This is a genomic window from Mesorhizobium sp. M1406 (assembly GCF_040317555.1).
Classification (GTDB): Bacteria; Pseudomonadota; Alphaproteobacteria; order Rhizobiales; family Rhizobiaceae; genus Mesorhizobium.
On the sequence record NZ_JAMYKW010000035.1, the window covers coordinates 1 to 20,901 of the forward strand.

Below are 20,901 nucleotides of genomic sequence, written 5' to 3' on the forward strand. Positions count from 1 at the left end.
TGACGTGATCGCCCTTCTTGACCGAGGTGACGCCCTTGCCGACATCGACGACGATGCCGGCACCCTCATGGCCGAGGATCGCCGGGAACAGGCCTTCAGGGTCGGCGCCAGACAGCGTGAACTCGTCGGTGTGGCAGATGCCGGTCGCCTTGATCTCGACCAGCACCTCGCCGTCGCGCGGACCCTCGAGGTCGACCTCCATGATCTCCAACGGCTTTCCGGCGGCGACTGCGACTGCGGCACGCGTTTTCATCAGGCATTCCTCCCAAGGCAGTCGAAGAATTTCATGTTCCGGCGGGTTTGCGGCCTGCCTCGCAATACAAAATGTCCGTTTCCAGGTTGCCGTGAGATCGTAATAATCCAACGATCCACCTCATAAGTCTATTCTACCAAGGTCCTCCACCTCACCCGCCTCAAGGCAGCCGCGTTATGGACACGATGCTGATCAGTTCGGAACTTTCCGACAGTTCCGGGGAAGCCCTGACGGCTACCTCATTGCCGCGGGAGTAGGACTAAAGCAGAGCCAGAACGCCTGCTCAAAAGGTTGATAAATCCCTCAGGTTCACTAAGCTCACCTGGGGCACCTTGGCTTCGCTCGGCAACGATCGAGTAAGCGCAAGAAGTGGTAATTTGTCGATGACAAGTGCGGTGCCGGGCACCTTGGCGGCCCTTTTGTGCTTTCTGTCCCTAACCGCTGGTGCGTTGGGCCAGCAAGTGACTTTGCAGCGGGCGGGCGCGATCAAGCCGGACGCAAAGATAACCGAAATCAAGATAGGCTATTTGCGGGCCTACGCGCCGCGACTGATGCTTTCGCTGCTCGACGTGCCGCCGCGTGACGAAGGTCTCGCCGGTGCCAATGTCGCTATCGGCGACAACAATACGACCGGGAAGTTCATCAATCAGAAATTCAGCCTCGACGTTACCGAGATAAGCCCGGAATCGGACGCGGTTCAGGCATTCGACGACCTAGTCGCCAAGGGCGACCGCTACGTGGTTGCGGACGTCTCGGCCAAACAATTACTGTCGATCGCCGACATCGCCCTCGACAAGAGCGTGCTGATCTTCAACGTCGGCGCCCCCGACGATAGCCTGCGCGAAGAGGACTGCCGCGTAAATGTCTTCCACATCGCGCCGACGCGAAGCATGCTCGCCGACGCGCTGGCGCAGTATCTCATGGTGAAGAAATGGCCGAACTGGGTGCTGCTTTACGGTTCGCATGAGCAGGACCACCTCTATGCGGACGCGTTACGCCGCGCGGCAGCCCGCTTCGGTGGCCAGATCGTCGCGGAGAAGGAATTCAAGGACACCGGCACGGCGCGCCGCACCGATACCGGAGCCACGCAGATACAGCAGCAGATCTCGGTATTCACGCAAGACTTCCCGGAGCATGACGTGCTGCTTGTGGCCGATGAAAGCGAGGTGTTCGGGACCTACGTACCGTACCGCACCTGGACGTCGAGGCTGGTCGCAGGCACGGCCGGTATCGTGGCATCATCATGGCACCCCGCGAGTGAGCAGTGGGGCGGCATCCAGATGCAAAGTCGCTTCCTGAGGACGACAGGTCGGCGAATGCTGTCCAAGGACATGTCGGCCTGGACGGCCGTGCGTGCCATCGGCGAAGCCACCACGCGCACCAATGGCGACGATCCGAAAAAGATCAGCGATTATATCCGCTCGGACGATTTCTCGGTCGCCGCCTTCAAGGGACAGAAGCTGACCTTCCGCAAATGGAACCTCCAGCTTCGCCAGCCGATCCTGCTTGGCGATGCCAAATCGGTCGTTTCGACATCTCCCCAGGAAGGCTATCTCCATCAGGTCTCCGAGCTCGACACCCTCGGCATCGATCAACCGGAAACGAAATGCGTTCTCAAGTAGCGCCAATCGGGAGGAATTCGTGCAGAGCCGAGCTTGCGTATTCGCCATTGTCGCATTCGGCCTCATGGCCGGCTCGGCATCGGCCTACACGGCCTATGTCTCCAATGAGAAGGACAATACGATGACTGTCGTCGATACGGCAACCATGCAGGTTGTCAAGACGGTCGACGTCGGCCAGAGACCGCGCGGCGTCACCATCTCGCACGACGGCAAGTTCATCTACTTGTGCGCCAGCGACGACAACGCAATCCAAATCATCGACACCGCGACGCTGCAGGTCGTCGGCACGCTGCCCTCCGGCGACGATCCCGAATTGTTCGTGCTTTCGCCCGACGGCAAGACGCTCTACGTCGCCAACGAAAACGACAATCTGGTCACCGCGATCGACGTCGACAGCAAGGAAATAAAGACCGAGATTCCGGTTGGTGTGGAGCCGGAGGGCATGGCCGTCAGCCCCGACGGCAAGACCATGGTCAACACCTCAGAGACCACCAGCATGGCGCATTTCATCGACACCGAGAGCCATGACGTGACCGACAACGTGCTGGTTGACACGCGCCCGCGCTTCGCTGCGTTCACGCCCGACGGATCGCAGATCTGGGTCAGTGCCGAGGTCGGCGGCACCGTCAGCGTCATCGATAACGCCAGGCGCGAGGTCGTGAAGAAGATCAAGTTCGCGATTCCGGGGTTACGGGCCGAAACTATTCAGCCGGTAGGCATCGCCATCAGCGCCGACGGCAAGAAGGCCTATGTCGCGCTCGGCCCGGCGAACCATGTCGCGGTGATCAACACCGAAAGCTACGGCGTGGAAAAGTACATCCTCGTCGGCCAGCGCGTCTGGCATCTGGACTTCACCCCCGATCAGAAAACACTGATCACCACAAACGGCAATTCCAACGACATCACTTTCATCGACACGGCGACCGACGAACCGGTTCAGTCGGTCACCGTCGGCCAGCAGCCCTGGGGCGTGGTCATATCGCCCCAATGAAAGCAGCCGGAAGACTGACGCCGGCGACGTCGAGCGCGCTATGCAAACATCCTGAAGGAGCCATCCATGCAGCATGTCAGGGCGGGGCAAGACGGAGATGAGGTAGCGGCGCTCGACGTCGCCGGCGTCTGCCATTCCTATGGTCCGAAGCGGGCGCTCAACGACGTCTCGTTTTCGATCGCGCCGGCGACTTTCACCGCCCTGCTTGGTCTCAATGGTGCCGGCAAGACAACTCTGTTCTCGTTGATCAGCCACCTTTACGACACGCGCCGGGGATCGATCCGCATCTTCGGCCATGACGTCAGCCGTGCTTCCGGCGAGGCGCTCAGACGTGTCGGCATCGTGTTCCAGGCACGCACGCTCGACCTCGATCTGAGCGTATACCAGAACCTTTCCTATCACGCCTCGCTGCACGGCATCGGACGGCATGAAGCCCGGCAGCGCATTGCAGCGCTGATCGAGACAGTCGACATGCGGGGCCGTCAGCACGACAAGGCTCGCAGCCTTTCCGGCGGCCAAATGCGGCGCATCGAGATCGCCAGGGCGCTGCTCCACCGTCCCCCCCTGCTGCTGCTCGACGAGGCGACGGTTGGTCTCGACATCCAGTCGCGCGCGGGCATTCTTGCCACCATCCGGAACTTGGTCGAAAGCGAGGGCATCGGCGTGCTTTGGGCCACCCATCTGATCGACGAGGTTGATGACGGCGACCATGTCATCGTGCTGCGGCAGGGTGACCTGGTCGCCAAGGGCAAGGTGGCCGACGTCGTCAAGGCAAGCGGTGCTGGTTCGATCCGCGACGCCTTTTCGAGGCTCAGCCGCAGCGAAGCAGCCGGCATTGCGGAGATCTCGCCATGAGCGCTTCCGCAATGCCGGAAAAGGTCGCCGCCGTCACGCCGGCGACATCCGGCGCATTCGGCCTTCGTCACTATCTCATCTGTCTCAAAGGTGTCGTCGTACGGGAATGCCTGCGCTTCCTGCACCAGCGCGAACGTTTCATCTCATCGCTGGTTCGCCCGCTCGTCTGGCTGTTCATTTTTGCCGCCGGATTCCGGCAGGTGCTCGGCGTCTCGATCATCCCGCCCTACAAGACTTATGTGCTCTATGAGGTCTACATCACGCCAGGCTTGTGCGGCATGATCCTGCTGTTCTCAGGCATGCAGTCTTCGCTGTCGATGGTCTACGACCGAGAGATGGGCAATATGCGCATCCTGCTGGTCAGTCCATTCCCCCGGTGGTACCTGCTGTTATCGAAGATGCTCGCCGGTGTTTCCGTGTCGATCGCGCAGGTCTACGCGTTCCTGATCATTGCCTGGTTCTGGGGCGTCAAGGCGCCGCCGCTCGGCTATTTGTTCGTGCTGCCGGCCCTGTTCCTGTCAGGCATGATGCTTTGTGCGCTCGGCATGCTTTTGTCCTCGATGATCAAGCAGCTCGAAAACTTCGCCGGCATCATGAACTTCGTCATCTTTCCCGGCTATTTCGCTTCTCCGGCACTTTATCCCTTGTGGCGCATCCAGGAAGCGAGCCCGCTTCTTTACAAATTCTGCCTTGCCAACCCTTTCACCTACGCCGTCGAACTTATCCGCTTCGCCTTCTACGGGCAGGTCGACTGGGTGTCGCTGGGCGTCGTCGCCGGCTGCACGCTGCTGTTCCTGGGAGGCGCCATCATCGCTTATGACCCTTCGCGCGGCCTGATGATCCGCAAACAAGGCACGGGAGGAAACGGTTGATGGAACGGATGAGCCTCGCTCGCAGCCTGGTTGCGGCTACCATGCTCGTACCGCACGCCAGCGCTATAGCCGCGAATGCCGATCCGGACTGGCCCTGCGTGCAGCGCAAGGTGCCGCAACTCTCGCTCGGCCAGGTTTGGAACGGACCGGACTTTCCACCAGCGGCGAAGGACTGGTCGGAGGACCGGCTGGTCTCAGCCCTTGTCGAGGAGGTGGCAGCTCGCAGGCTGCCGATTGCAGACGCACAGAAGAAGATCAGGGATTTTGCGTCCTCCCTGCCGGCCGGGCAGCTTGCGGCGAAAATGGCGATGCTCGAGCAGGGCATGTTCGACCACATGGACGCCGAGCGTTCGCACGTGATTTCCGGCATTTCCCGTTACGCCCACAGACAGCTCGAAATGGCCGCCGAATTGCGCAAGGAAGCGTCCGAAGTCGATGCGTTGCGTGCAAAACCCAACACGGATCAGGACGAGGTCGAGCGGCGGACAGACCAGCTGAATTTCGCGACGCGAATCTTCAATGAGCGTGCGCAATCGCTGACTTATGTCTGCGATGTGCCCACGATAATCGAGCAGCGGCTCTATCAGCTGTCCAAGACTGTCTCGGAAACGCTCGCCCCCAAGAAATAGCACTTGCTTCGAAGACGCGCCCCGTCAGGTTCCCCGGCCGGGCAGCACACGCCAACGCTGCACGAAATAGCCAGGATGTGTCTCCAGCCAATGGGCGACCAGCGGCTGCGCCTGCATGAAGGCCACTCCGGGATTCATGGCCAGGCCGTCCGCCATTTCCTCGCGTTGCTCGCAGATCTGCGGCACCGCCGTCATGCAGACCATCATCACGATTGTATAAAGCATTGCCCCTTCCCTTCGAACTCCCGAACCCATGCCCGGGACGCATAGCGATTTGCCTGCAGGGTTGGTTGCCCATCCGTCTAGCTGCGTTTGTGAAGCGCCTGCCCCTGCCCTTCCACGCAGCAACATAACATGCGAGCCGGCCGACCACCATCGGCGGCCACCGTTGTTCACGCCCTTCTCGGGGCCTTTTCGCACGATCACGACGGCCGATATTGGGATTCACCCCGGTCGTTTTCCGGGCGCCATCGTTTGTTGCCTCGGTACTGCTTCATTCGCTTCGGGGTATGGATACAATTTGCCGAACAGGGGCAGGTACGTTGCGCCCTTGCGCATCAGAAAATCGTTGAAGGTCGCCAGGGCCGGCGAGATCACGTGATCGGCGCGCATCACCGAAAACCATTGCCGGCGGATCGGCATGCCGATCACGTCGAGAATAACGAGCCGGCCGGCTTCCGTTTCCGCGGCAATTGTGTGGGCGGAGATGAAAGCGATGCCGAGACCTGCCATCACCGCTTGCTTGATAGTCTCGTTCGACCCCATCTCGATGCCGAGATCGTCGATCCGGCCGGGCACGTCACCCAGGAATATCTCCAGCGAGATGCGCGTGCCCGAGCCCGGCTCGCGAATAAGGAAATGCTCCTCGGCGATCCTTTCCTTGGAAATGTCGCGTGCCGACGCCAGCGGGTGTTCGGGCGGTGCGATGATAACCAGCGGATGATCGCCGAAGACCGAAGCGCGCACCAAAACTTCCTTGGGCGGACGGCCCATCAGCGCGATGTCTATGTCGTGATTCTTCAGACTATCGATCGTTCCGGCGCGATTGCCGATGGCAAGCCGCATGTCGATGTCGGGATGCTCCTTCATGAAGCCGGCCATGAGCCGGGGCGCGAAATATTTGGCGGTGGAAACGACGCCGAGTCTCAGCCTGCCGGTGCGCACGCCCTTGATGGCGTCCATCTCGTCGTCGAGCAGGCGGAGCCGGTCCTCGATAGCCTGCGCCGCCTCGACAAAAGCCAGTCCTGCGGCGGTGGGACGCATGCCGTCCGATGTCCGGTCGAACAAGGCCAGCTGGAACTCCTCCTCCACTTGTCGCAACTGGATCGTCAGCGCTGGAGGAGAAAGGCCTAACATCTTGGCCGCGCTGACGATTTTCCCCAGGCTGACGATTGCCTGCACGGTCTTGAACTGCTTAAGCGTCAGGTTTCTCATGAGGCATACTAAATTATTTTTATTGGTCAAGTAAAGTTATTGAATTTTACTTATCACGGATCGTTTGGTTTCATCTCTCGCAGCCGGCCCTGAGCAGACAAGGGCCGGACCGGAGGTTGCGATGCCAGCGGCAACGCTCGACGCTTTTCTCAACTCCTACCTCGGCGACCCGCCGGACGAACGCCGCTCCGCGGTCGTGGCCACCGTCCGTCAGCTCACCCAGGCTGCCACTAGGGTCCGCAATGCCATCAACCAAGGGGTGCTAGGCGCCGCTTTTGCCGGGACCCGCGGCGCCAATGCCAACGGCGATGTCCAGACGGATCTCGACGTCTTCACCGACGACATCTTCCTCGACGCCATGCATCACGCTCCGGTCGCGCTCTATGCCTCCGAGGAGCTGGAGCAGCCAGTCCTGCTCGACAGCCAAGCCCCCCTCGCCATCGCCATCGACCCGCTCGATGGCTCTTCCAATATCGACACCAACGTGTCGGTCGGGACGATTTTCTCCCTCTTCCCTGCAACTGGCGCGCCGAACGCCTCTCCGGCCGCCTCCTTTTTGCAGGCAGGCGTGAGCATGCTGGGCGCCGGGTTCTTTATTTACGGCCCGCAGCTGGCGCTCGTTCTGTCGCTCGGCAGCGGCACGCATGTCTTCGTGCATTCGACCAGGTTGGGCACCTTCGTCCAAGCTTACGAGAGCCGGATCATCCCCGAGCGGACCCAGGAGTTCGCCATCAACGCCGCCAACTACCGCCACTGGGACGAGGCCGTGCGCCTCTATGTCGACGACTGCCTGGAAGGCATCGAAGGCCCACGGGAGAAGGACTTCAACATGCGCTGGATCGCCTCGCTTGTCGCCGACTGCTATCGCATATTGATGCGTGGCGGCGTGTTTCTGTATCCCGGTGACCAGCGCAAGGGTTACCGACAGGGACGGCTGCGCCTCGTCTATGAAGCCAACCCGATCGCCTATCTGATCGAACAGGCAGCCGGCGCTGCCACCGACACGATCACCCGCATCCTCGAAATCGAACCCGAGAGCCTGCACCAGCGCGTACCCGTGGTCTTTGGATCGGCGCGCGAAGTCGCGCGCATCACCCGCTACCACACCGAACCCAGCGCTATCGGCGAGCGTGCGCCGCTGTTCAGCCGCCGCGGCCTGTTCAGAGCCTGAGCGACACCATGTCAGCCAAGCATCCCATCATCACCATCACCGGGTCGTCGGGCGCCGGCACAACCTCGGTCAAGCGCATCTTCGAGCTGATCTTCCGGCGCGAGAACATCGAGGCAGCCTTCATCGAAGGCGACGCCTTTCATCGTTATGACCGCGCGGCGATGAAGGTCGAGGTCGCCGAGAAGGAAAAGGCGGGCAACCCGAACTTCACCCACTTCCATGCCGAGGCCAACGAGTTGGAGATTCTCGAGGAGATTTTCGAGGAATATGGCCGCCGGGGAACCGGAAGGAGCCGCACCTACGTCCATGACGAGGACGAGGAGAAGCTATACGGCACACCGCCGGGGACTTTCACCGAATGGCGCGAATTCGCTCCGAGTGACCTGCTCTTCTACGAAGGCCTGCATGGCTGCGTCGTCACCGACAAGATCAACCTGGCCAGGCATGCGGACCTCAAGATTGGCGTGGTGCCGGTCATAAATCTCGAATGGATCCAGAAGATCCATCGCGACCGCGCTACGCGCGGCTATTCCACCGAGGCGGTAATGGACGTGATCCTGCGCCGCATGCCGGACTATGTCCGCTACATCGTCCCGCAATTCTCGCAGACCGCGATCAACTTCCAGCGCGTGCCGATCGTCGACACCTCCAACCCGTTCATAGCGCGCTGGATTCCGACCCCCGACGAATCGATGCTTGTCATCCGCTTCGCCAATCCTCGCGGCATCGATTTCCCTTACCTGCTGTCGATGATCCACGACAGTTTCATGTCGCGGCCGAATTCCATCGTGGTGCCAGGCAACAAGCTCGACCTTGCCATGCAGCTGATCCTGACTCCGCTCATCCTGCAATTGATGGAACGCAAGAACCGTATGTCGTGAGGAGGACGCCATGAACAGCCAAGCAGCATTGAAATCTGTCGCCGCCGCCGTCTCGGAGCGCGACATGGCAAACGCCATTCGCGCGCTAGCGATGGACAGCGTCCAGAAAGCGAATTCCGGACATCCAGGCATGCCGATGGGCATGGCCGACGTCGCGACCGTGCTGTTCAGCCGCTTCGTCAACATCGACCCGTCCAAGCCCGATTGGCCCGACCGCGACCGCTTCGTGCTTTCGGCCGGGCATGGCTCGATGCTGCAATATGCGCTGCACCATCTGCTCGGCTACGAAGACATGCCAATCGAGGAATTGCAGCGATTCCGTCAGCTGGGCAGCCGTACCGCCGGACATCCGGAGCATGGCCACGCACTTGGCATCGAGACGACGACCGGTCCGCTCGGGCAAGGCATTTCGACCGCCGTCGGCATGGCGCTGGCCGAGCGCATGCTTGCCGCTCGCCATGGCGCCGACCTCGTCGACCATTTTACCTACGTGATCGCCGGCGACGGCTGCCTGCAGGAAGGCATCAGCCACGAGGCGATCGACATTGCCGGTCACCTGAAGCTCTCCCGTCTCGTCGTGTTCTGGGACGACAATGCGATCTCGATCGATGGTCCGACATCGTTGTCCACTTCGATGGATCAGCCGGCCCGTTTCAGGGCCGCCGGATGGCTTGTCAAATCGGTGGACGGCCACGACTTGGAGGCCGTCGCCGCGGCAATCGAGACCGCGCGGCACTCGGATCGGCCGTCTCTGATCGCCTGCCGCACGGTCATCGGCAAGGGTGCGCCCAACCTGGGCGGTTCGGAAAAGACGCATGGTGCGCCGCTAGGCGATGCGGAGATTGCCGCGACGCGCCAAAACATCGGCTGGGCCTACGCACCGTTCGCGGTGCCGGACGATATCCTTTCCGCATGGCGCGAGATTGCCGAGCGCGGGCAAGCAGCGCGGCGCGCCTGGGAGCGGCGGCTTGCCGCCTCGCCCAAGCGGAAGGCCTTCGAGCGCGCGATCGGCGGCAAATTGCCCGACGCGGTATTCGAGGCCCTTGGCGCCTTCCGCAGCGAGCACGTCCAGAAGGCAACAAAAGTTGCAACGCGGAAGGCCTCCGAAATGGCGCTTACCGCGATCAACGGCGCAACCGAGCTTACGGTCGGCGGCTCCGCCGATCTCACGCATTCGAATCTGACGATCACCAAAGGCATGGATCGGATAGTGCCAGGTGGTTATGCGGGCCGCTACATTCACTACGGCATCCGCGAGCACGGCATGGCCGCGGCCATGAACGGCATCGCGCTGCACGGAGGGTTCGTACCCTACGGCGGCACCTTTTTGTGCTTCGCCGACTATGCTCGCGGCGCAATGCGGCTTTCGGCGCTCATGAGCCAGCGTGTCGTCTATGTGATGACGCATGATTCCATCGGCCTTGGCGAGGACGGCCCGACCCATCAGCCGATCGAGCACCTGGCGATGTTGCGGGCGACACCGAACCTCAACGTCTTCCGTCCGGCCGACATCATCGAGACGGCGGAATGCTGGGAACTGGCGCTGAAGAGCAGGAAGCGGCCGAGCGTGCTTGTGCTCTCGCGCCAGAACCTGCCGATGCTGCGCCAGGCACACTGCCACGAGAACCTGTCCAGGCGGGGCGCTTACATCTTGCGCGAGCCATCCACGCACCGCGCGGTGACGCTGATCGCTACCGGCTCGGAGATCGAGATCGCCGTTGCCGCCGCCGAATGGTTGCAGAGCGAACACGGCATAGCCGCCGCGGTCGTCTCTATGCCTTGCTGGGAACTGTTCGAGGAACAAGATCCCGACTACCGGAAGTCGGTCCTCGGCTCTGCGCCGCGCGTCGCCGTTGAGGCGGCCGCCCGTCTCGGTTGGGACCGCTGGATCGGCGATATCGGCATCTTTGTCGGCATGACCGGCTTTGGCGCCAGTGCTCCCGCCTCGGACCTTTACCGGCATTTCGACATCACACCCGAAGCCGTCGCTGCGGCGGCGCTGAAGCTCATCATCTAAGAGGACCGACAATGGCCCGCATCACCCTTCGCCAGCTTCTCGACCATGCCGCCGAGCACGGTTACGGCGTGCCTGCATTCAACATCAACAACATGGAACAGGGCCTCGCCATCATGGAAGCGGCCAGGGCCTGCGACGCGCCGGTAATTCTCCAGGCCTCGCGCGGCGCCCGCTCCTATGCCAACGACATCATGCTGGCCAAAATGATGGAGGCGTTGACAGAACTCCATCCGGCCATTCCGCTGTGTTTCCATCAGGATCACGGCAACAGCGAAGCCACCTGCCTTTCGGCGATCCGCCACGGCTTCACCTCGGTGATGATGGATGGGTCGTTGATGGCGGACGCCAAAACCCCGGCAAGCTATGACTACAAAGTCGCCATCACCGAACGCGTCGCGCGCCTGGCGCATTGGGTCGGTGCTTCCGTCGAAGGCGAGCTTGGCGTCCTCGGCTCGTTGGAAACCGGCCAGGGCGAGGCCGAGGATGGTCACGGCGCAGAGGGCACGCTATCGCACGACCAACTCCTGACGGACCCCGACCAGGCGGTCGACTTCGTGATCGCCACCCACGTCGATGCGCTGGCGATTGCCTGCGGCACCTCCCACGGTGCCTACAAGTTCACGCGCAAGCCGGATGGCGACATTCTGGCCATGCAGGTGATCGAGGCGATCCATGAGAAGCTGCCGAACACGCATCTGGTCATGCACGGTTCGTCCTCCGTGCCGCAGGAACTGCAGGACATCATCAACACCTACGGCGGCGAGATGCCCCAGACCTTCGGCGTTCCGGTCGAGGAGATCGAGCGCGGCATCCGCCACGGGGTGCGCAAGGTCAACATCGACACCGATTGCCGCATGGCCATGGCCGGGCAATTCCGTCGCGTCGCGACGCAGCATCCGGGCGAATTCGATCCGCGCAAATTCCTCAAACCCGCAATGGACGCCTTGAGCGACCTTTGCGGCGATCGTTTCGAACGCTTCGGCACCGCGGGCAACGCCTCCAAGATCAAGGTCATCGCCATGGACGAGATGGCGAAACGCTACGCCGCGGGAAAACTCGACCCGCAAATCGCAACCGCGAAAGCCGCCTGAGCGGCGGTCCGCCAAAAAAGGAAAGGACCAGCGTCATGCCCAACAGATCAGAAACCGTGACCGGCAAGGAGCGCTACAGATCCGGTGTCATGGCATACAAGAAGATGGGCTATTGGGAGCCCGATTATGAGCCGAAGGATACCGACATAATCTCGGTGTTCAGGATCACGCCGCAGGATGGCGTCGACCCCATTGAGGCCGCGGCAGCCGTCGCCGGCGAATCCTCGACCGCGACCTGGACGGTGGTCTGGACAGACCGGTTGACGGCGACAGAAAAATATCGCGCCAAGGCCTATCGGGTCGACCCGGTACCGAACGCGCCCGGCCAATATTTTGCCTACATCGCCTATGACCTCGACCTGTTCGAGCCGGGTTCGATAGCCAATCTTTCGGCGTCGATCATCGGCAACGTCTTCGGTTTCAAGCCGTTGAAGGCATTGCGGCTGGAAGACATGCGTTTTCCTGTCGCATACGTAAAGACCTTCCAGGGTCCGGCGACCGGCATCGTCGTCGAGCGCGAGCGCCTCGACAAGTTCGGCCGTCCGCTGCTCGGCGCCACCGTCAAGCCGAAGCTCGGCCTTTCGGGCCGCAATTACGGCCGTGTCGTCTACGAGGCGCTGAAAGGCGGGCTCGATTTCACCAAGGACGACGAGAACATCAACTCGCAGCCCTTCATGCATTGGCGCGAGCGCTTTCTCTACTGCATGGAGGCGGTCAACAAGGCACAGGCAGAGACGGGCGAGATCAAGGGGACCTATCTCAACGTGACCGCGGCTACCATGGAGGACATGTACGAACGGGCCGGCTTCGCCAAGGAACTCGGCTCCAACATCGTCATGATCGACCTCGTGATCGGCTACACGGCAATCCAGTCAATGGCGAGATGGGCGCGCAGGCACGATATGATCCTGCACCTGCATCGCGCCGGCCATTCGACCTACACACGGCAGAAGTCGCATGGCGTCTCCTTCCGCGTCATTGCCAAATGGATGCGGCTTGCCGGCGTCGACCACATCCATGCCGGCACCGTCGTCGGCAAGCTCGAAGGCGATCCCGCGACGACAAGGGGCTACTACGACGTCTGCCGCGGGAACTATAACCCGATGAAGCTGGAGAACGGCATCTTCTTCGACCAACACTGGGCATCGCTCAACAAGCTGATGCCAGTGGCATCGGGCGGCATCCATGCCGGCCAGATGCATCAGCTCATCGATCTGCTCGGCGAAGACGTCGTGCTCCAGTTCGGCGGCGGCACCATCGGCCATCCGATGGGGATCGCGGCCGGCGCTACCGCGAACAGGGTGGCTCTCGAAGCGATGATCTTCGCCCGCAACGAGGGCCGCGACTACCTGCGGGAAGGGCCCGACATCCTCGAGCACGCCGCCCGGTCATGCCTGCCGCTGCGACAGGCGCTCGATGTCTGGAAGGACGTGACATTCAACTACGCCTCGACCGACACGCCGGACTTTGTCCCTGTGGCAACGGCGGCCGAATAAGGAGAACAGTCATGCGTATCACCCAAGGGGCCTTTTCTTTCCTGCCCGACCTGACGGACGGCCAGATCCGCGCGCAGGTGCAGTATTGCATCGACAACAGGTGGGCTGTCAGCCTCGAGTTCACCGACGATCCGCACCCGCGCAACACCTATTGGGACATGTGGGATCATCCGATGTTCGACAATCCCGACGCGGCGGCGCTGATGCTGGAGCTGAACGCATGCCGCAAGCTCTATGGCGACCGCTATATCCGGGTCGTCGCCTTCGATTCCTCGCATGGCTGGGAATCGGTCAAGCTCTCCTTCATCGTCAACCGCCCGGTAGAGGAACCCGGCTATCGGCTCGAGCGGCAGGAGAGCGCAGGCCGCATGATCCGGTACACCACCAAGCCCTATGCCGCCGACAAGCCAGCTGGAACGAGGTACGGCTGATCATCGGGACAAGAGGAGAATGCCATGTCGGCGCCAGCCTTTGCCGAAACGGAAGTGACCCAAAACGCCGTCCCTGCGGCGATCGACCTGCATGAGGAATTCGAAACTTCCGGCGTCAAGGACATCCTGACCGAGCTCGACCGCGAGCTGATCGGGCTTGCCCCGGTCAAAAGACGAATCCGCGAGACGGCGGCGCTCCTGCTGGTTGAGCGGGCGCGCCGCCGCATGGGCCTCGCCCACGAAACGCCGACACTGCATATGAGCTTCACCGGCAATCCCGGCACCGGCAAGACGACCGTCGCGCTGCGAATGGCCGACCTGCTGCATCGGCTGGGCTATATCCGCAAGGGCCATCTGGTTTCGGTTACCCGGGACGACATGGTCGGCCAGTATATCGGCCACACCGCCCCGAAGACCAAGGAGATCCTGAAGAAGGCGATGGGCGGCGTGCTGTTCATCGACGAGGCCTACTACCTCTATCGCCCCGAGAACGAACGCGATTACGGCCAGGAGGCGATCGAGATCCTGCTGCAGGTGATGGAGAACCAGCGCGACGACCTGGTGGTGATCCTCGCCGGCTACGTGCAGCGGATGGAGCGCTTCTTCGAAAGCAATCCGGGATTCCGCTCGCGCATTGCCCACCACATCGACTTTCCCGACTATTCCGACGACGAGCTTCTCAGGATCGCGGAACAAATGCTCGACCAGCAAAATTATCTGTTTGATACGAAGGCAACCGCCGCAATGGCCGACTACGTTGCACGCCGCCGCGCGCAGCCGCATTTCGCCAATGCTCGTTCGATCCGCAACGCGCTCGACCGGGCACGGCTGAGGCAGGCCAGCCGCCTATTCGAGAGCGCCAAGGGACCTCTCGACGCAAAGACGCTGTCGACGATCTCCGCCGAGGACATTACCGCCAGCCGGGTGTTCGCGGTTGATCCAAGGGAAAGAGAAAGCAAATGACCGCAAAGACCATCATCGCCGCTTCCGTTCTGTCGTCAGCTTTCTCGCGGCTTGGCGACGAGGTCGAAGCGGTCGCGCGGGCAGGCGCTGATTGGATTCATCTCGACGTGATGGATGGGCATTTCGTTCCTAACATCACCTTCGGCCCGCCGGTGATCAAGACAATCCGCGATCGAACGGACAAGGTCTTCGACTGTCATCTGATGATCGCGCCGGCCGATCCCTATCTCGCTGCTTTCGCCGCTGCCGGTTGCGATATCATCACGGTGCATGCCGAGGCCGGGCCGCATCTCGACCGTTCGCTGCAGGCGATCAGGAGTCTCGGCAAGAAGGCCGGCGTGTCGCTGAATCCGTCGACGCCGGAAAGCGTCATAGAATATGTTCTCGACCGGCTCGATCTTGTGCTTTTGATGACGGTCAATCCGGGTTTCGGCGGCCAGGCCTTCATTTCAGCGGTTATCGACAAGGTCAGGCGTGTCAAAGCGCTCGTCGGCCAACGTCCCATCGACATCCAGATCGACGGTGGGGTCACGCCTGAGACAGCTCCCCTGGTCACCGCAGCCGGCGCCAATGTACTGGTCGCCGGGTCTGCCGTCTTCAAGGGCGGCACCGAGGTTGCCTATCGCGCCAATATCGGCGCGATCAGACAGGCCGCCGACGGGGCAATCCGGCGAGCCACGTGAACCGCTTGGTTCGGAGGATGATATGGCGGCAATCCCACCTGTGTGCGATTTCGGCTGGCAAGCCGTCGATGCCGTTTTGCCCGGCACCGACGGCAAATCGCATTCGATCTTCGGCCAAGCCGGCCCCAACGGGCTGGTCGTCGCCTTCATCTGCAATCACTGCCCCTATGTGAAGGCGGTGATCTCACGCATCGTGCGCGACGCCAACGACCTCAAGGCCGAAGGGGTGGGCTTTGTCGCGCTCAACCCCAACGATGCCGACCCCTATCCGGACGATTCCTTCGACAACATGAAGCTCTTCGCCAGGGCGAACGCTTTCGCCTTCCCCTATCTCCATGACGAGTCGCAAGCGGTGGCGCACGCCTATGGAGCCGTGTGCACCCCGGATTTCTTCGGCTTCAACAGCGAGTTGACTCTGCAATATCGTGGCCGGCTGGACGCATCGCGACGGGATGCCGGCCTACCCGGCCTGAGGCGCGATCTGTTCGAAGCGATGAAGCAGGTCGCTCGAACTGGTGACGGACCGCTAGACCAGATCGCTTCGATCGGCTGCTCGATCAAATGGAAGGAGGCCGCATGAACGTCGGCGCGAGCAGGCCGTTTGGGTCGAAGAGGGCGATCCTGTTCGATCTTGACGGCACGCTGATCGATTCGGCGCCCGACATCGCGGCGGCCGTCAACGAACTGCTGGCGGACCACGACCTGCCGCCGCTGCACGTGGATCGGGTCAAGGCAATGATCGGTGGCGGCGTCAGGAAGTTGGTCGAGCGGGCTTTCGCGGCTTCCGGAACCCCGCTTCTCGCCAGCGCGCTCGAAGAGGCCAACCGCGCCATGGCGCCGATCTATTGTAGACATCTGACCGGGCTGACGAGGCTGATGCCCGGCGTCAAGGAGATTCTCACCCGCTTCCACCTGAACGGAATAGCCATTGGCGTTGTTACCAACAAGCCGCAATTGGCCACCCGCGAAATCCTGCTGCATTTCCACTTGACTGAATATCTCGGCGCGATCGTCGGCGGAGACGCGGTGACATACCTGAAACCGGCACCCGACTCTCTGCTGATGGCGCTCGACCAGCTTGGGGTCGAACCCACCGACGCGCTGATGGTGGGAGACAGCAGCAGCGACGTTGGCGCCGCGCGCGCCGCCGGCATGCCCGTCGTTCTGCTGCGCGGCGGCTACACCCAGGTCCCCGTTGAAGAGCTTGGCGCAGATATTGTCTGCGACAGCCTGCTCGATCTGCCCGCCGCGATGCAGAGACTGCGTGCCGCCGCTTAAAGCCGCGTCGCGTCGAAACAGATTGAGGCGACGCGCTTCAAGTTTTTTGTTTGATGCATGTGGTTCTCCCAAAACTGCTACGCACTTTTGGGGGACATGCATTGACCCGCAGCATCGACTAGGAAGATATTCGCCGACCGTTCGCAAAACGACTGGCGGCGAAGCCGTTACTTCGAGAATTGCTTGAGATAGGCGATGACATTGGCCACGTCCTTGTCGTCCTTGAGGCCGGCAAACGCCATCTTAGTGCCTTTCACCATGGCCTTTGGATCATGGAGATAGGTCGTCAGCGTTGGCTCGTCCCATTTCACACCAGATTTTCCAGCCGCAACCATAGCTTGGGAATAGCTGAATCCCGGATGCGTGCCGGCCGTACGGCCGACGACGCCGTTCAACGACGGACCGACTTTGTTCTGGTCCTTGTCCGCGACGTGACAGACCTTGCATTTCATGAAGACCTTCTCACCCGCCGCGGCATCCTGCGCTTGGGATTGGTTCGTGATGAAAGTCGCCAAGGATACGACGGCGAAAAATGCGATAGCGCGCATGGCAGTTCCTTATCGATCGACAAAGCCCCGGATGATTTGCATGCCATTGCTTTGACGAAGTCAACCGTACGAAGGTCCAGAGCAACTGTCCTTTCGGCTTTGTTGACGGCCTTTTGGCGAACGCGTAGCTTCAGGTCATTCTGGAATCCCATGGGCACCTCGGGAACCTGGTCGGGCTGAGTTTGTCCGGCTGATATTTTCCCAGGCAATGGGGCGGGCAGGATTTCGCCAGAACAGGCGTCTATGCGCGCAAGAGGTGCTGGATGAATATGGTCGACCTCATACTGACGGTTTGCCTGAGTGCCAATCCTGGCAACTGCCGAGACGAGCCTCTCTCTATTTCGAGAGCCGCGGCTCCCTGATCCAATGCATGGTCCTGGCACCCAGCCAAATCGCGAAATGGTCGCAGGAACACCCGACCTTCAAGCTCAGGCGCTGCAAATGCGCTTTCCCGACGAAAGACCGGGCGATCTGATCGGACCCCCTGGTTTGTTGCAGTCGCGGGAGGAAACACGATGATTTCGCGGCGCGGAACGCTCCGATTGGCGGCTTTTGCAACGGCCGCGATGCTTGGCTCGCACCCCATTGCCGCATCTGCCGCGTCCAAGGTTCGCATCGGCGTGCTGAAGTTCGGCACGGTAAGCTGGGAGCTTGAAACGCTGAAAGACCACAAGTTCGACGCGACCAACGGGATCGATCTGGAAGTTATCTATTTCGCCGGCGAGGATGCGACCAATGTCGCGATACTGGCCGGTGCGATCGACATGATCGTGACCGATTGGCTGTGGGTCTCACGCCAGCGCTCGGACGGCGGCGATGTCACATTGGCCCCCTATTCGACGGCCGTCGGGGCGATCATGGTAAAGGACGCATCGCCGATGCGCACGCTCACCGATCTCAAGGGAAAGAAGATCGGCGTCGCCGGCGGGGCCCTCGATAAGAGCTGGCTGCTGATACAGGCGCTGGCCAGACGCGATCACGGCCTCGACCTGCCGGCGATCAGCGACGTCGTCTTCGGCGCGCCGCCGCTGATTTCGGAAAAGGCGATTCAGGGCGAACTCGATGCGGTGCTCAATTTCTGGCATTTTTGCGCCCGCCTCGAGGCGAACGGCTTTCGCCGGCTGATCGGCGCCGAAGATGCCGAGAAGGCGCTCGGAGCGTCGGGCCCGGTGTCCGCGCTTGGCTATGTATTCCACGAAAAATGGGCTGACGAAAATCCGCAAGCCGTCCGCGGCTTCCTCAAGGCTTCCGCGCGGGCCAAGGATCTGCTGGCTAGGTCCGACGAAGAATGGCAGCGGCTTGCGCGCGTTGTCCGCGGGGAAGGCAAGGAACTGGCAAAGCTGCGCGACCGCTATCGCGAGGGCATCCCCAGGCGGCCGGTCGCCAAGGAAGCGGCCGATGCCGGCAGGCTCTATCGTGTGCTGGCCCGGATCGGTGGCGAAAAGCTGGTCGGCAGCGCGCCGGAGATGGCGCCGGGCACGTTCTGGCAGGAGCCGGCGAAATGACCGCGACAGAGCCCGGCGATCGCACGCCTGGCGACTTGGCCGACATTTCCGGCCGTGCCAGCCCTCGAGCGATGCTGATACCTGCGTTGACGGTGACGGCCTCCCTGCTCGGGCTTTGCCTGCTGTGGGGCCTGGCGGCGAATGGCTGGCCGAACCGTGCTTTTCCGGGGCCGGGACAGGTCTGGCAGGTATTGCTGAGAGAGGCGGCGAGCGGCGACCTTTTCTATCATCTCGGCGCAACCCTCGGCCGGGTTGCCGCGGCATACGTCGTCGCGATGATTTTCGGATCTGTCATCGGCATTCTCCTCGGCAGCTACCGTGGCGCGGACCGGTTCTTCAGTCCCTGGATAATCCTGTTCCTCAACATCCCCGCGCTGGTGGTCATTGTGCTGGCCTACATCTGGTTCGGCCTCAACGAGGTGGCGGCGATAGGCGCGGTTGCCGTGAACAAGATCCCGAATGTCGTCGTGACCATTCGCGAGGGCGCCAGGGCGCTTGACCCCAGCTACGCCGAAATGGCGGCTGTCTACCGCTTCGGTCCCCTCGATCGCGTTCGCCATATCCTGCTGCCGCAGTTGCAGCCCTATCTGGCCGCGGCCTCGCGTTCGGGGATCGCCCTCATCTGGAAGATCGTTCTGGTGGTCGAACTGCTCGGTCGCTCCAATGGTGTCGGCTTCCAGATCTATCTTTATTTCCAGCTTTTCGAAGTCGCTGCCATTCTCGCCTACACGCTGGCGTTCGTGGCGGTGATGCTTGTCATCGAACTTCTTCTGGTGCAGCCCGTTGAACGACATGCAACCCGTTGGCGCCGTCGCCCCGCTTAGGGTCGACATTACCGAAAAGACCTTCAGATCCGCGCAAGGCGTCTCGGTCACGGCGCTCAAAGACCTTTCCTTCGAAGTCCGGCAAGGCGAATTCGCTTGTTTGCTCGGACCATCGGGATGCGGCAAGACCACGGCGCTGCGTATCCTGCTTGGGCTCGACAGGCAGTTTTCCGGCTCTTTTCAGCTGCCTGAAGGCGGCTCGAACCGCATAGCCGCCGTGTTCCAGGAACCCACCCTGCTGCCCTGGCGGACGGTTGAGCAGAATGTCAGGCTGGCGTTGCCGAAAGAACTGCGAACGAAAAATCTCGACGGGCTGTTTGACACCCTCGGTCTCGCCGGCATGCGCTCGCTCTATCCGGCGGAGCTTTCGCTTGGCCTTGCGCGAAGGGCAGCACTTGCGAGGGCCTTCGCGACCGAACCGGCGGTGCTTTTCCTGGACGAGCCCTTCGTCTCGCTCGATGGGCGGACCGCCGAGCAGCTGCGGCACCTGCTTCTTGCGGTATGGTCGGCCAGGCCTACTACCGCCCTGATGGTGACGCACAACCTGATCGAGGCCCTGGCGCTGTCGGATCGCATCATCGTGCTCGCGCCACGGCCCGCGCATGTGCTCGGCATTTTTGACGTAAGGCCGCCCCGGCAATGCCGCAGCCCAGAGGCCATAAGCGACCTTTTGCGGTCGTTCCATCGGAAATTTCCAGGCGTGATCTGATCGCCCAGCATCGGGCGGGAATGCCCTCGAAGGGGCCCTCGAACAGCCGATGCATATCAAAAACAACGCACGTCGGCTTCCGCCTGGGCCCGCTTCAACTCCGTTCGCGCGGCTTTTGCCGGTGCGCTTTCACGAAACAGGCCGGCATTCTCGCCTGTCGTCAGAGACATGCTCTTGAAGGTCTCGGCCCTTTCATAATGCTCGTAAGGGAGGATCGAGGCGATGACATCGATCGAGCAGGAACAACTCTCCAAGGCCTGACGTGTCTGTCCGTTTGTCCGCATGCAGCCGAGCACATAATCGACAATCGTCACCGTCGGGTAGTCTCCCGCAGCACCGGCTGGGTTCGCAAAGACCATAGTTGACGAAAAAAGCAGCGGCAGGATCGAAAATCCACCATATCTGACCATGAGAAATCTTCTCCTGTTGCCTGGCGCGAGGAAGCGAGGCAGCGAGGCAGCGCCATCGCGGCCAGTTGGCGACATGCCGCAAGGCCCGTCAACCTCCAACCGCCTCCATATAGGACCAAAGGAGGAATGCCCTGCCCATCGACAACAGCGCTTCGGGGCGACCCCATGACCCACCCCGCACCTGTCTTCTTGCGGTATGCTGACACCTCGCTTACTACTGGTGGACAAAGCCGGCTTC

Annotated in this window: 23 protein-coding genes; 18 read left to right on the top strand and 5 right to left on the bottom strand. The window is 61.6% G+C overall.

Features of this window, described 5'->3' with window-relative positions:
- The coding region (locus NKH03_RS23710) for an alcohol dehydrogenase catalytic domain-containing protein (RefSeq protein WP_352970845.1) at positions 1 to 253 on the bottom strand (253 nt) is incomplete at its 3' end.
- A 383-nt stretch (positions 254 to 636) separates the two neighbouring features.
- On the opposite strand from NKH03_RS23710, the gene NKH03_RS23715 reads away from it, so the two are divergent.
- The 5 genes from NKH03_RS23715 (at position 637) to NKH03_RS23735 (ending at position 5,222) form a co-directional block, all read left to right on the top strand.
- Positions 637 to 1,875 carry a lanthanide ABC transporter ABC transporter substrate-binding protein PedA1 gene (locus NKH03_RS23715; RefSeq protein WP_352970847.1) on the top strand — a complete coding sequence of 413 codons (1,239 nt, stop codon included), beginning with the start codon at positions 637 to 639 and terminating at the stop codon, positions 1,873 to 1,875.
- Positions 1,876 to 1,939: 64 nt separating this feature from the next.
- Positions 1,940 to 2,866 (top strand): PQQ-dependent catabolism-associated beta-propeller protein, encoded by a 927-nt coding sequence (locus NKH03_RS23720; RefSeq protein ID WP_502911067.1) that lies wholly within the window; start codon positions 1,940 to 1,942, stop codon positions 2,864 to 2,866.
- Between the two features lie 66 nt (positions 2,867 to 2,932).
- On the top strand, positions 2,933 to 3,721 hold the full coding sequence (locus NKH03_RS23725) for a lanthanide ABC transporter ATP-binding protein PedB/LutE (protein WP_352970849.1): 789 nt from the start codon (positions 2,933 to 2,935) through the stop codon (positions 3,719 to 3,721).
- Positions 3,718 to 4,593, top strand: a complete 876-nt coding sequence (locus tag NKH03_RS23730) for an ABC transporter permease (RefSeq protein WP_502913551.1) — start codon at positions 3,718 to 3,720, stop codon at positions 4,591 to 4,593. Before NKH03_RS23725 ends, NKH03_RS23730 begins: the two co-directional genes overlap by 4 nt.
- Positions 4,593 to 5,222 carry a hypothetical protein gene (locus NKH03_RS23735; protein ID WP_352970852.1) on the top strand — a complete coding sequence of 210 codons (630 nt, stop codon included), beginning with the start codon at positions 4,593 to 4,595 and terminating at the stop codon, positions 5,220 to 5,222. The genes NKH03_RS23730 and NKH03_RS23735 overlap by 1 nt, the downstream gene beginning before the upstream one ends.
- 24 nt (positions 5,223 to 5,246) lie before the next feature.
- Here NKH03_RS23735 and NKH03_RS23740 read toward each other — a convergent pair whose 3' ends face one another.
- Positions 5,247 to 5,447, bottom strand: a complete 201-nt coding sequence (locus tag NKH03_RS23740; RefSeq protein ID WP_352873240.1) for a hypothetical protein — start codon at positions 5,445 to 5,447, stop codon at positions 5,247 to 5,249.
- Between the two features lie 219 nt (positions 5,448 to 5,666).
- The gene (locus NKH03_RS23745) at positions 5,667 to 6,656 is read right to left on the bottom strand and encodes a LysR family transcriptional regulator (RefSeq protein ID WP_352970854.1); all 990 of its coding nucleotides are present in this window, start codon (positions 6,654 to 6,656) and stop codon (positions 5,667 to 5,669) included.
- Between the two features lie 121 nt (positions 6,657 to 6,777).
- On the opposite strand from NKH03_RS23745, the gene NKH03_RS23750 reads away from it, so the two are divergent.
- The 10 genes from NKH03_RS23750 to gph are packed head-to-tail and all read left to right on the top strand — an operon-like array spanning position 6,778 to position 16,667.
- A complete protein-coding gene (locus NKH03_RS23750) occupies positions 6,778 to 7,827 on the top strand; it encodes a class 1 fructose-bisphosphatase (RefSeq protein WP_352970857.1) in 1,050 nt (349 codons plus the stop codon).
- An 8-nt stretch (positions 7,828 to 7,835) separates the two neighbouring features.
- Positions 7,836 to 8,708 carry a phosphoribulokinase gene (locus tag NKH03_RS23755; protein WP_352970859.1) on the top strand — a complete coding sequence of 291 codons (873 nt, stop codon included), beginning with the start codon at positions 7,836 to 7,838 and terminating at the stop codon, positions 8,706 to 8,708.
- A gap of 10 nt (positions 8,709 to 8,718) precedes the next feature.
- A complete protein-coding gene (gene tkt / locus NKH03_RS23760) occupies positions 8,719 to 10,725 on the top strand; it encodes a transketolase (protein WP_352970861.1) in 2,007 nt (668 codons plus the stop codon).
- A gap of 11 nt (positions 10,726 to 10,736) precedes the next feature.
- Positions 10,737 to 11,816 (top strand): class II fructose-bisphosphate aldolase, encoded by a 1,080-nt coding sequence (gene fba, locus NKH03_RS23765; protein ID WP_352970863.1) that lies wholly within the window; start codon positions 10,737 to 10,739, stop codon positions 11,814 to 11,816.
- A 35-nt stretch (positions 11,817 to 11,851) separates the two neighbouring features.
- The gene (locus tag NKH03_RS23770; protein ID WP_352970865.1) at positions 11,852 to 13,312 is read left to right on the top strand and encodes a form I ribulose bisphosphate carboxylase large subunit; all 1,461 of its coding nucleotides are present in this window, start codon (positions 11,852 to 11,854) and stop codon (positions 13,310 to 13,312) included.
- 11 nt (positions 13,313 to 13,323) lie between these two features.
- Positions 13,324 to 13,743: a ribulose bisphosphate carboxylase small subunit gene (locus tag NKH03_RS23775; protein WP_352970867.1), complete on the top strand. Its 420-nt coding sequence runs from the start codon at positions 13,324 to 13,326 to the stop codon at positions 13,741 to 13,743.
- Between the two features lie 24 nt (positions 13,744 to 13,767).
- Positions 13,768 to 14,706 (top strand): CbbX protein, encoded by a 939-nt coding sequence (cbbX, locus tag NKH03_RS23780; RefSeq protein ID WP_352970869.1) that lies wholly within the window; start codon positions 13,768 to 13,770, stop codon positions 14,704 to 14,706.
- Positions 14,703 to 15,389, top strand: coding sequence for a ribulose-phosphate 3-epimerase (gene rpe / locus NKH03_RS23785; RefSeq protein WP_352970871.1), 687 nt, complete (start codon positions 14,703 to 14,705; stop codon positions 15,387 to 15,389). Before cbbX ends, rpe begins: the two co-directional genes overlap by 4 nt.
- Before the next feature lie 22 nt (positions 15,390 to 15,411).
- Positions 15,412 to 15,969, top strand: coding sequence for a thioredoxin family protein (locus NKH03_RS23790; RefSeq protein ID WP_352970873.1), 558 nt, complete (start codon positions 15,412 to 15,414; stop codon positions 15,967 to 15,969).
- Positions 15,966 to 16,667, top strand: coding sequence for a phosphoglycolate phosphatase (gph, locus tag NKH03_RS23795; protein ID WP_352970875.1), 702 nt, complete (start codon positions 15,966 to 15,968; stop codon positions 16,665 to 16,667). Before NKH03_RS23790 ends, gph begins: the two co-directional genes overlap by 4 nt.
- 167 nt (positions 16,668 to 16,834) lie before the next feature.
- Here the strand turns inward: gph and NKH03_RS23800 are convergent, their stop codons facing one another.
- Positions 16,835 to 17,215 carry a c-type cytochrome gene (locus tag NKH03_RS23800; protein WP_352873260.1) on the bottom strand — a complete coding sequence of 127 codons (381 nt, stop codon included), beginning with the start codon at positions 17,213 to 17,215 and terminating at the stop codon, positions 16,835 to 16,837.
- Between the two features lie 515 nt (positions 17,216 to 17,730).
- On the opposite strand from NKH03_RS23800, the gene NKH03_RS23805 reads away from it, so the two are divergent.
- The 3 genes from NKH03_RS23805 to NKH03_RS23815 are packed head-to-tail and all read left to right on the top strand — an operon-like array spanning position 17,731 to position 20,253.
- Entirely contained in the window at positions 17,731 to 18,720 is a 990-nt protein-coding gene (locus NKH03_RS23805) for an ABC transporter substrate-binding protein (protein ID WP_502913552.1), read from the top strand.
- The gene (locus NKH03_RS23810; RefSeq protein WP_352970881.1) at positions 18,717 to 19,544 is read left to right on the top strand and encodes an ABC transporter permease; all 828 of its coding nucleotides are present in this window, start codon (positions 18,717 to 18,719) and stop codon (positions 19,542 to 19,544) included. The genes NKH03_RS23805 and NKH03_RS23810 overlap by 4 nt, the downstream gene beginning before the upstream one ends.
- Positions 19,513 to 20,253, top strand: coding sequence for an ABC transporter ATP-binding protein (locus NKH03_RS23815; protein WP_352970929.1), 741 nt, complete (start codon positions 19,513 to 19,515; stop codon positions 20,251 to 20,253). The genes NKH03_RS23810 and NKH03_RS23815 overlap by 32 nt, the downstream gene beginning before the upstream one ends.
- A 56-nt stretch (positions 20,254 to 20,309) precedes the next feature.
- Here the strand turns inward: NKH03_RS23815 and NKH03_RS23820 are convergent, their stop codons facing one another.
- Positions 20,310 to 20,663, bottom strand: coding sequence for a hypothetical protein (locus NKH03_RS23820; RefSeq protein ID WP_352873262.1), 354 nt, complete (start codon positions 20,661 to 20,663; stop codon positions 20,310 to 20,312).
- Between the last annotated feature and the right edge of the window lie 238 nt (positions 20,664 to 20,901).

Bases quoted from the DNA above. Each gene is read 5' to 3' on its own strand.
- NKH03_RS23715 (WP_352970847.1), top strand. From the start codon at position 637: ATGACAAGTGCGGTGCCGGGCACCTTGGCGGCCCTTTTGTGCTTTCTG.
- NKH03_RS23720 (WP_502911067.1), top strand. From the start codon at position 1,940: ATGGCCGGCTCGGCATCGGCCTACACGGCCTATGTCTCCAATGAGAAG.
- NKH03_RS23725 (WP_352970849.1), top strand. From the start codon at position 2,933: ATGCAGCATGTCAGGGCGGGGCAAGACGGAGATGAGGTAGCGGCGCTC.
- NKH03_RS23730 (WP_502913551.1), top strand. From the start codon at position 3,718: ATGAGCGCTTCCGCAATGCCGGAAAAGGTCGCCGCCGTCACGCCGGCG.
- NKH03_RS23735 (WP_352970852.1), top strand. From the start codon at position 4,593: ATGGAACGGATGAGCCTCGCTCGCAGCCTGGTTGCGGCTACCATGCTC.
- NKH03_RS23740 (WP_352873240.1), bottom strand. From the start codon at position 5,447: ATGCTTTATACAATCGTGATGATGGTCTGCATGACGGCGGTGCCGCAG.
- NKH03_RS23745 (WP_352970854.1), bottom strand. From the start codon at position 6,656: ATGAGAAACCTGACGCTTAAGCAGTTCAAGACCGTGCAGGCAATCGTC.
- NKH03_RS23750 (WP_352970857.1), top strand. From the start codon at position 6,778: ATGCCAGCGGCAACGCTCGACGCTTTTCTCAACTCCTACCTCGGCGAC.
- NKH03_RS23755 (WP_352970859.1), top strand. From the start codon at position 7,836: ATGTCAGCCAAGCATCCCATCATCACCATCACCGGGTCGTCGGGCGCC.
- tkt (WP_352970861.1), top strand. From the start codon at position 8,719: ATGAACAGCCAAGCAGCATTGAAATCTGTCGCCGCCGCCGTCTCGGAG.
- fba (WP_352970863.1), top strand. From the start codon at position 10,737: ATGGCCCGCATCACCCTTCGCCAGCTTCTCGACCATGCCGCCGAGCAC.
- NKH03_RS23770 (WP_352970865.1), top strand. From the start codon at position 11,852: ATGCCCAACAGATCAGAAACCGTGACCGGCAAGGAGCGCTACAGATCC.
- NKH03_RS23775 (WP_352970867.1), top strand. From the start codon at position 13,324: ATGCGTATCACCCAAGGGGCCTTTTCTTTCCTGCCCGACCTGACGGAC.
- cbbX (WP_352970869.1), top strand. From the start codon at position 13,768: ATGTCGGCGCCAGCCTTTGCCGAAACGGAAGTGACCCAAAACGCCGTC.
- rpe (WP_352970871.1), top strand. From the start codon at position 14,703: ATGACCGCAAAGACCATCATCGCCGCTTCCGTTCTGTCGTCAGCTTTC.
- NKH03_RS23790 (WP_352970873.1), top strand. From the start codon at position 15,412: ATGGCGGCAATCCCACCTGTGTGCGATTTCGGCTGGCAAGCCGTCGAT.
- gph (WP_352970875.1), top strand. From the start codon at position 15,966: ATGAACGTCGGCGCGAGCAGGCCGTTTGGGTCGAAGAGGGCGATCCTG.
- NKH03_RS23800 (WP_352873260.1), bottom strand. From the start codon at position 17,215: ATGCGCGCTATCGCATTTTTCGCCGTCGTATCCTTGGCGACTTTCATC.
- NKH03_RS23805 (WP_502913552.1), top strand. From the start codon at position 17,731: ATGATTTCGCGGCGCGGAACGCTCCGATTGGCGGCTTTTGCAACGGCC.
- NKH03_RS23810 (WP_352970881.1), top strand. From the start codon at position 18,717: ATGACCGCGACAGAGCCCGGCGATCGCACGCCTGGCGACTTGGCCGAC.
- NKH03_RS23815 (WP_352970929.1), top strand. From the start codon at position 19,513: ATGCAACCCGTTGGCGCCGTCGCCCCGCTTAGGGTCGACATTACCGAA.
- NKH03_RS23820 (WP_352873262.1), bottom strand. From the start codon at position 20,663: ATGGTCAGATATGGTGGATTTTCGATCCTGCCGCTGCTTTTTTCGTCA.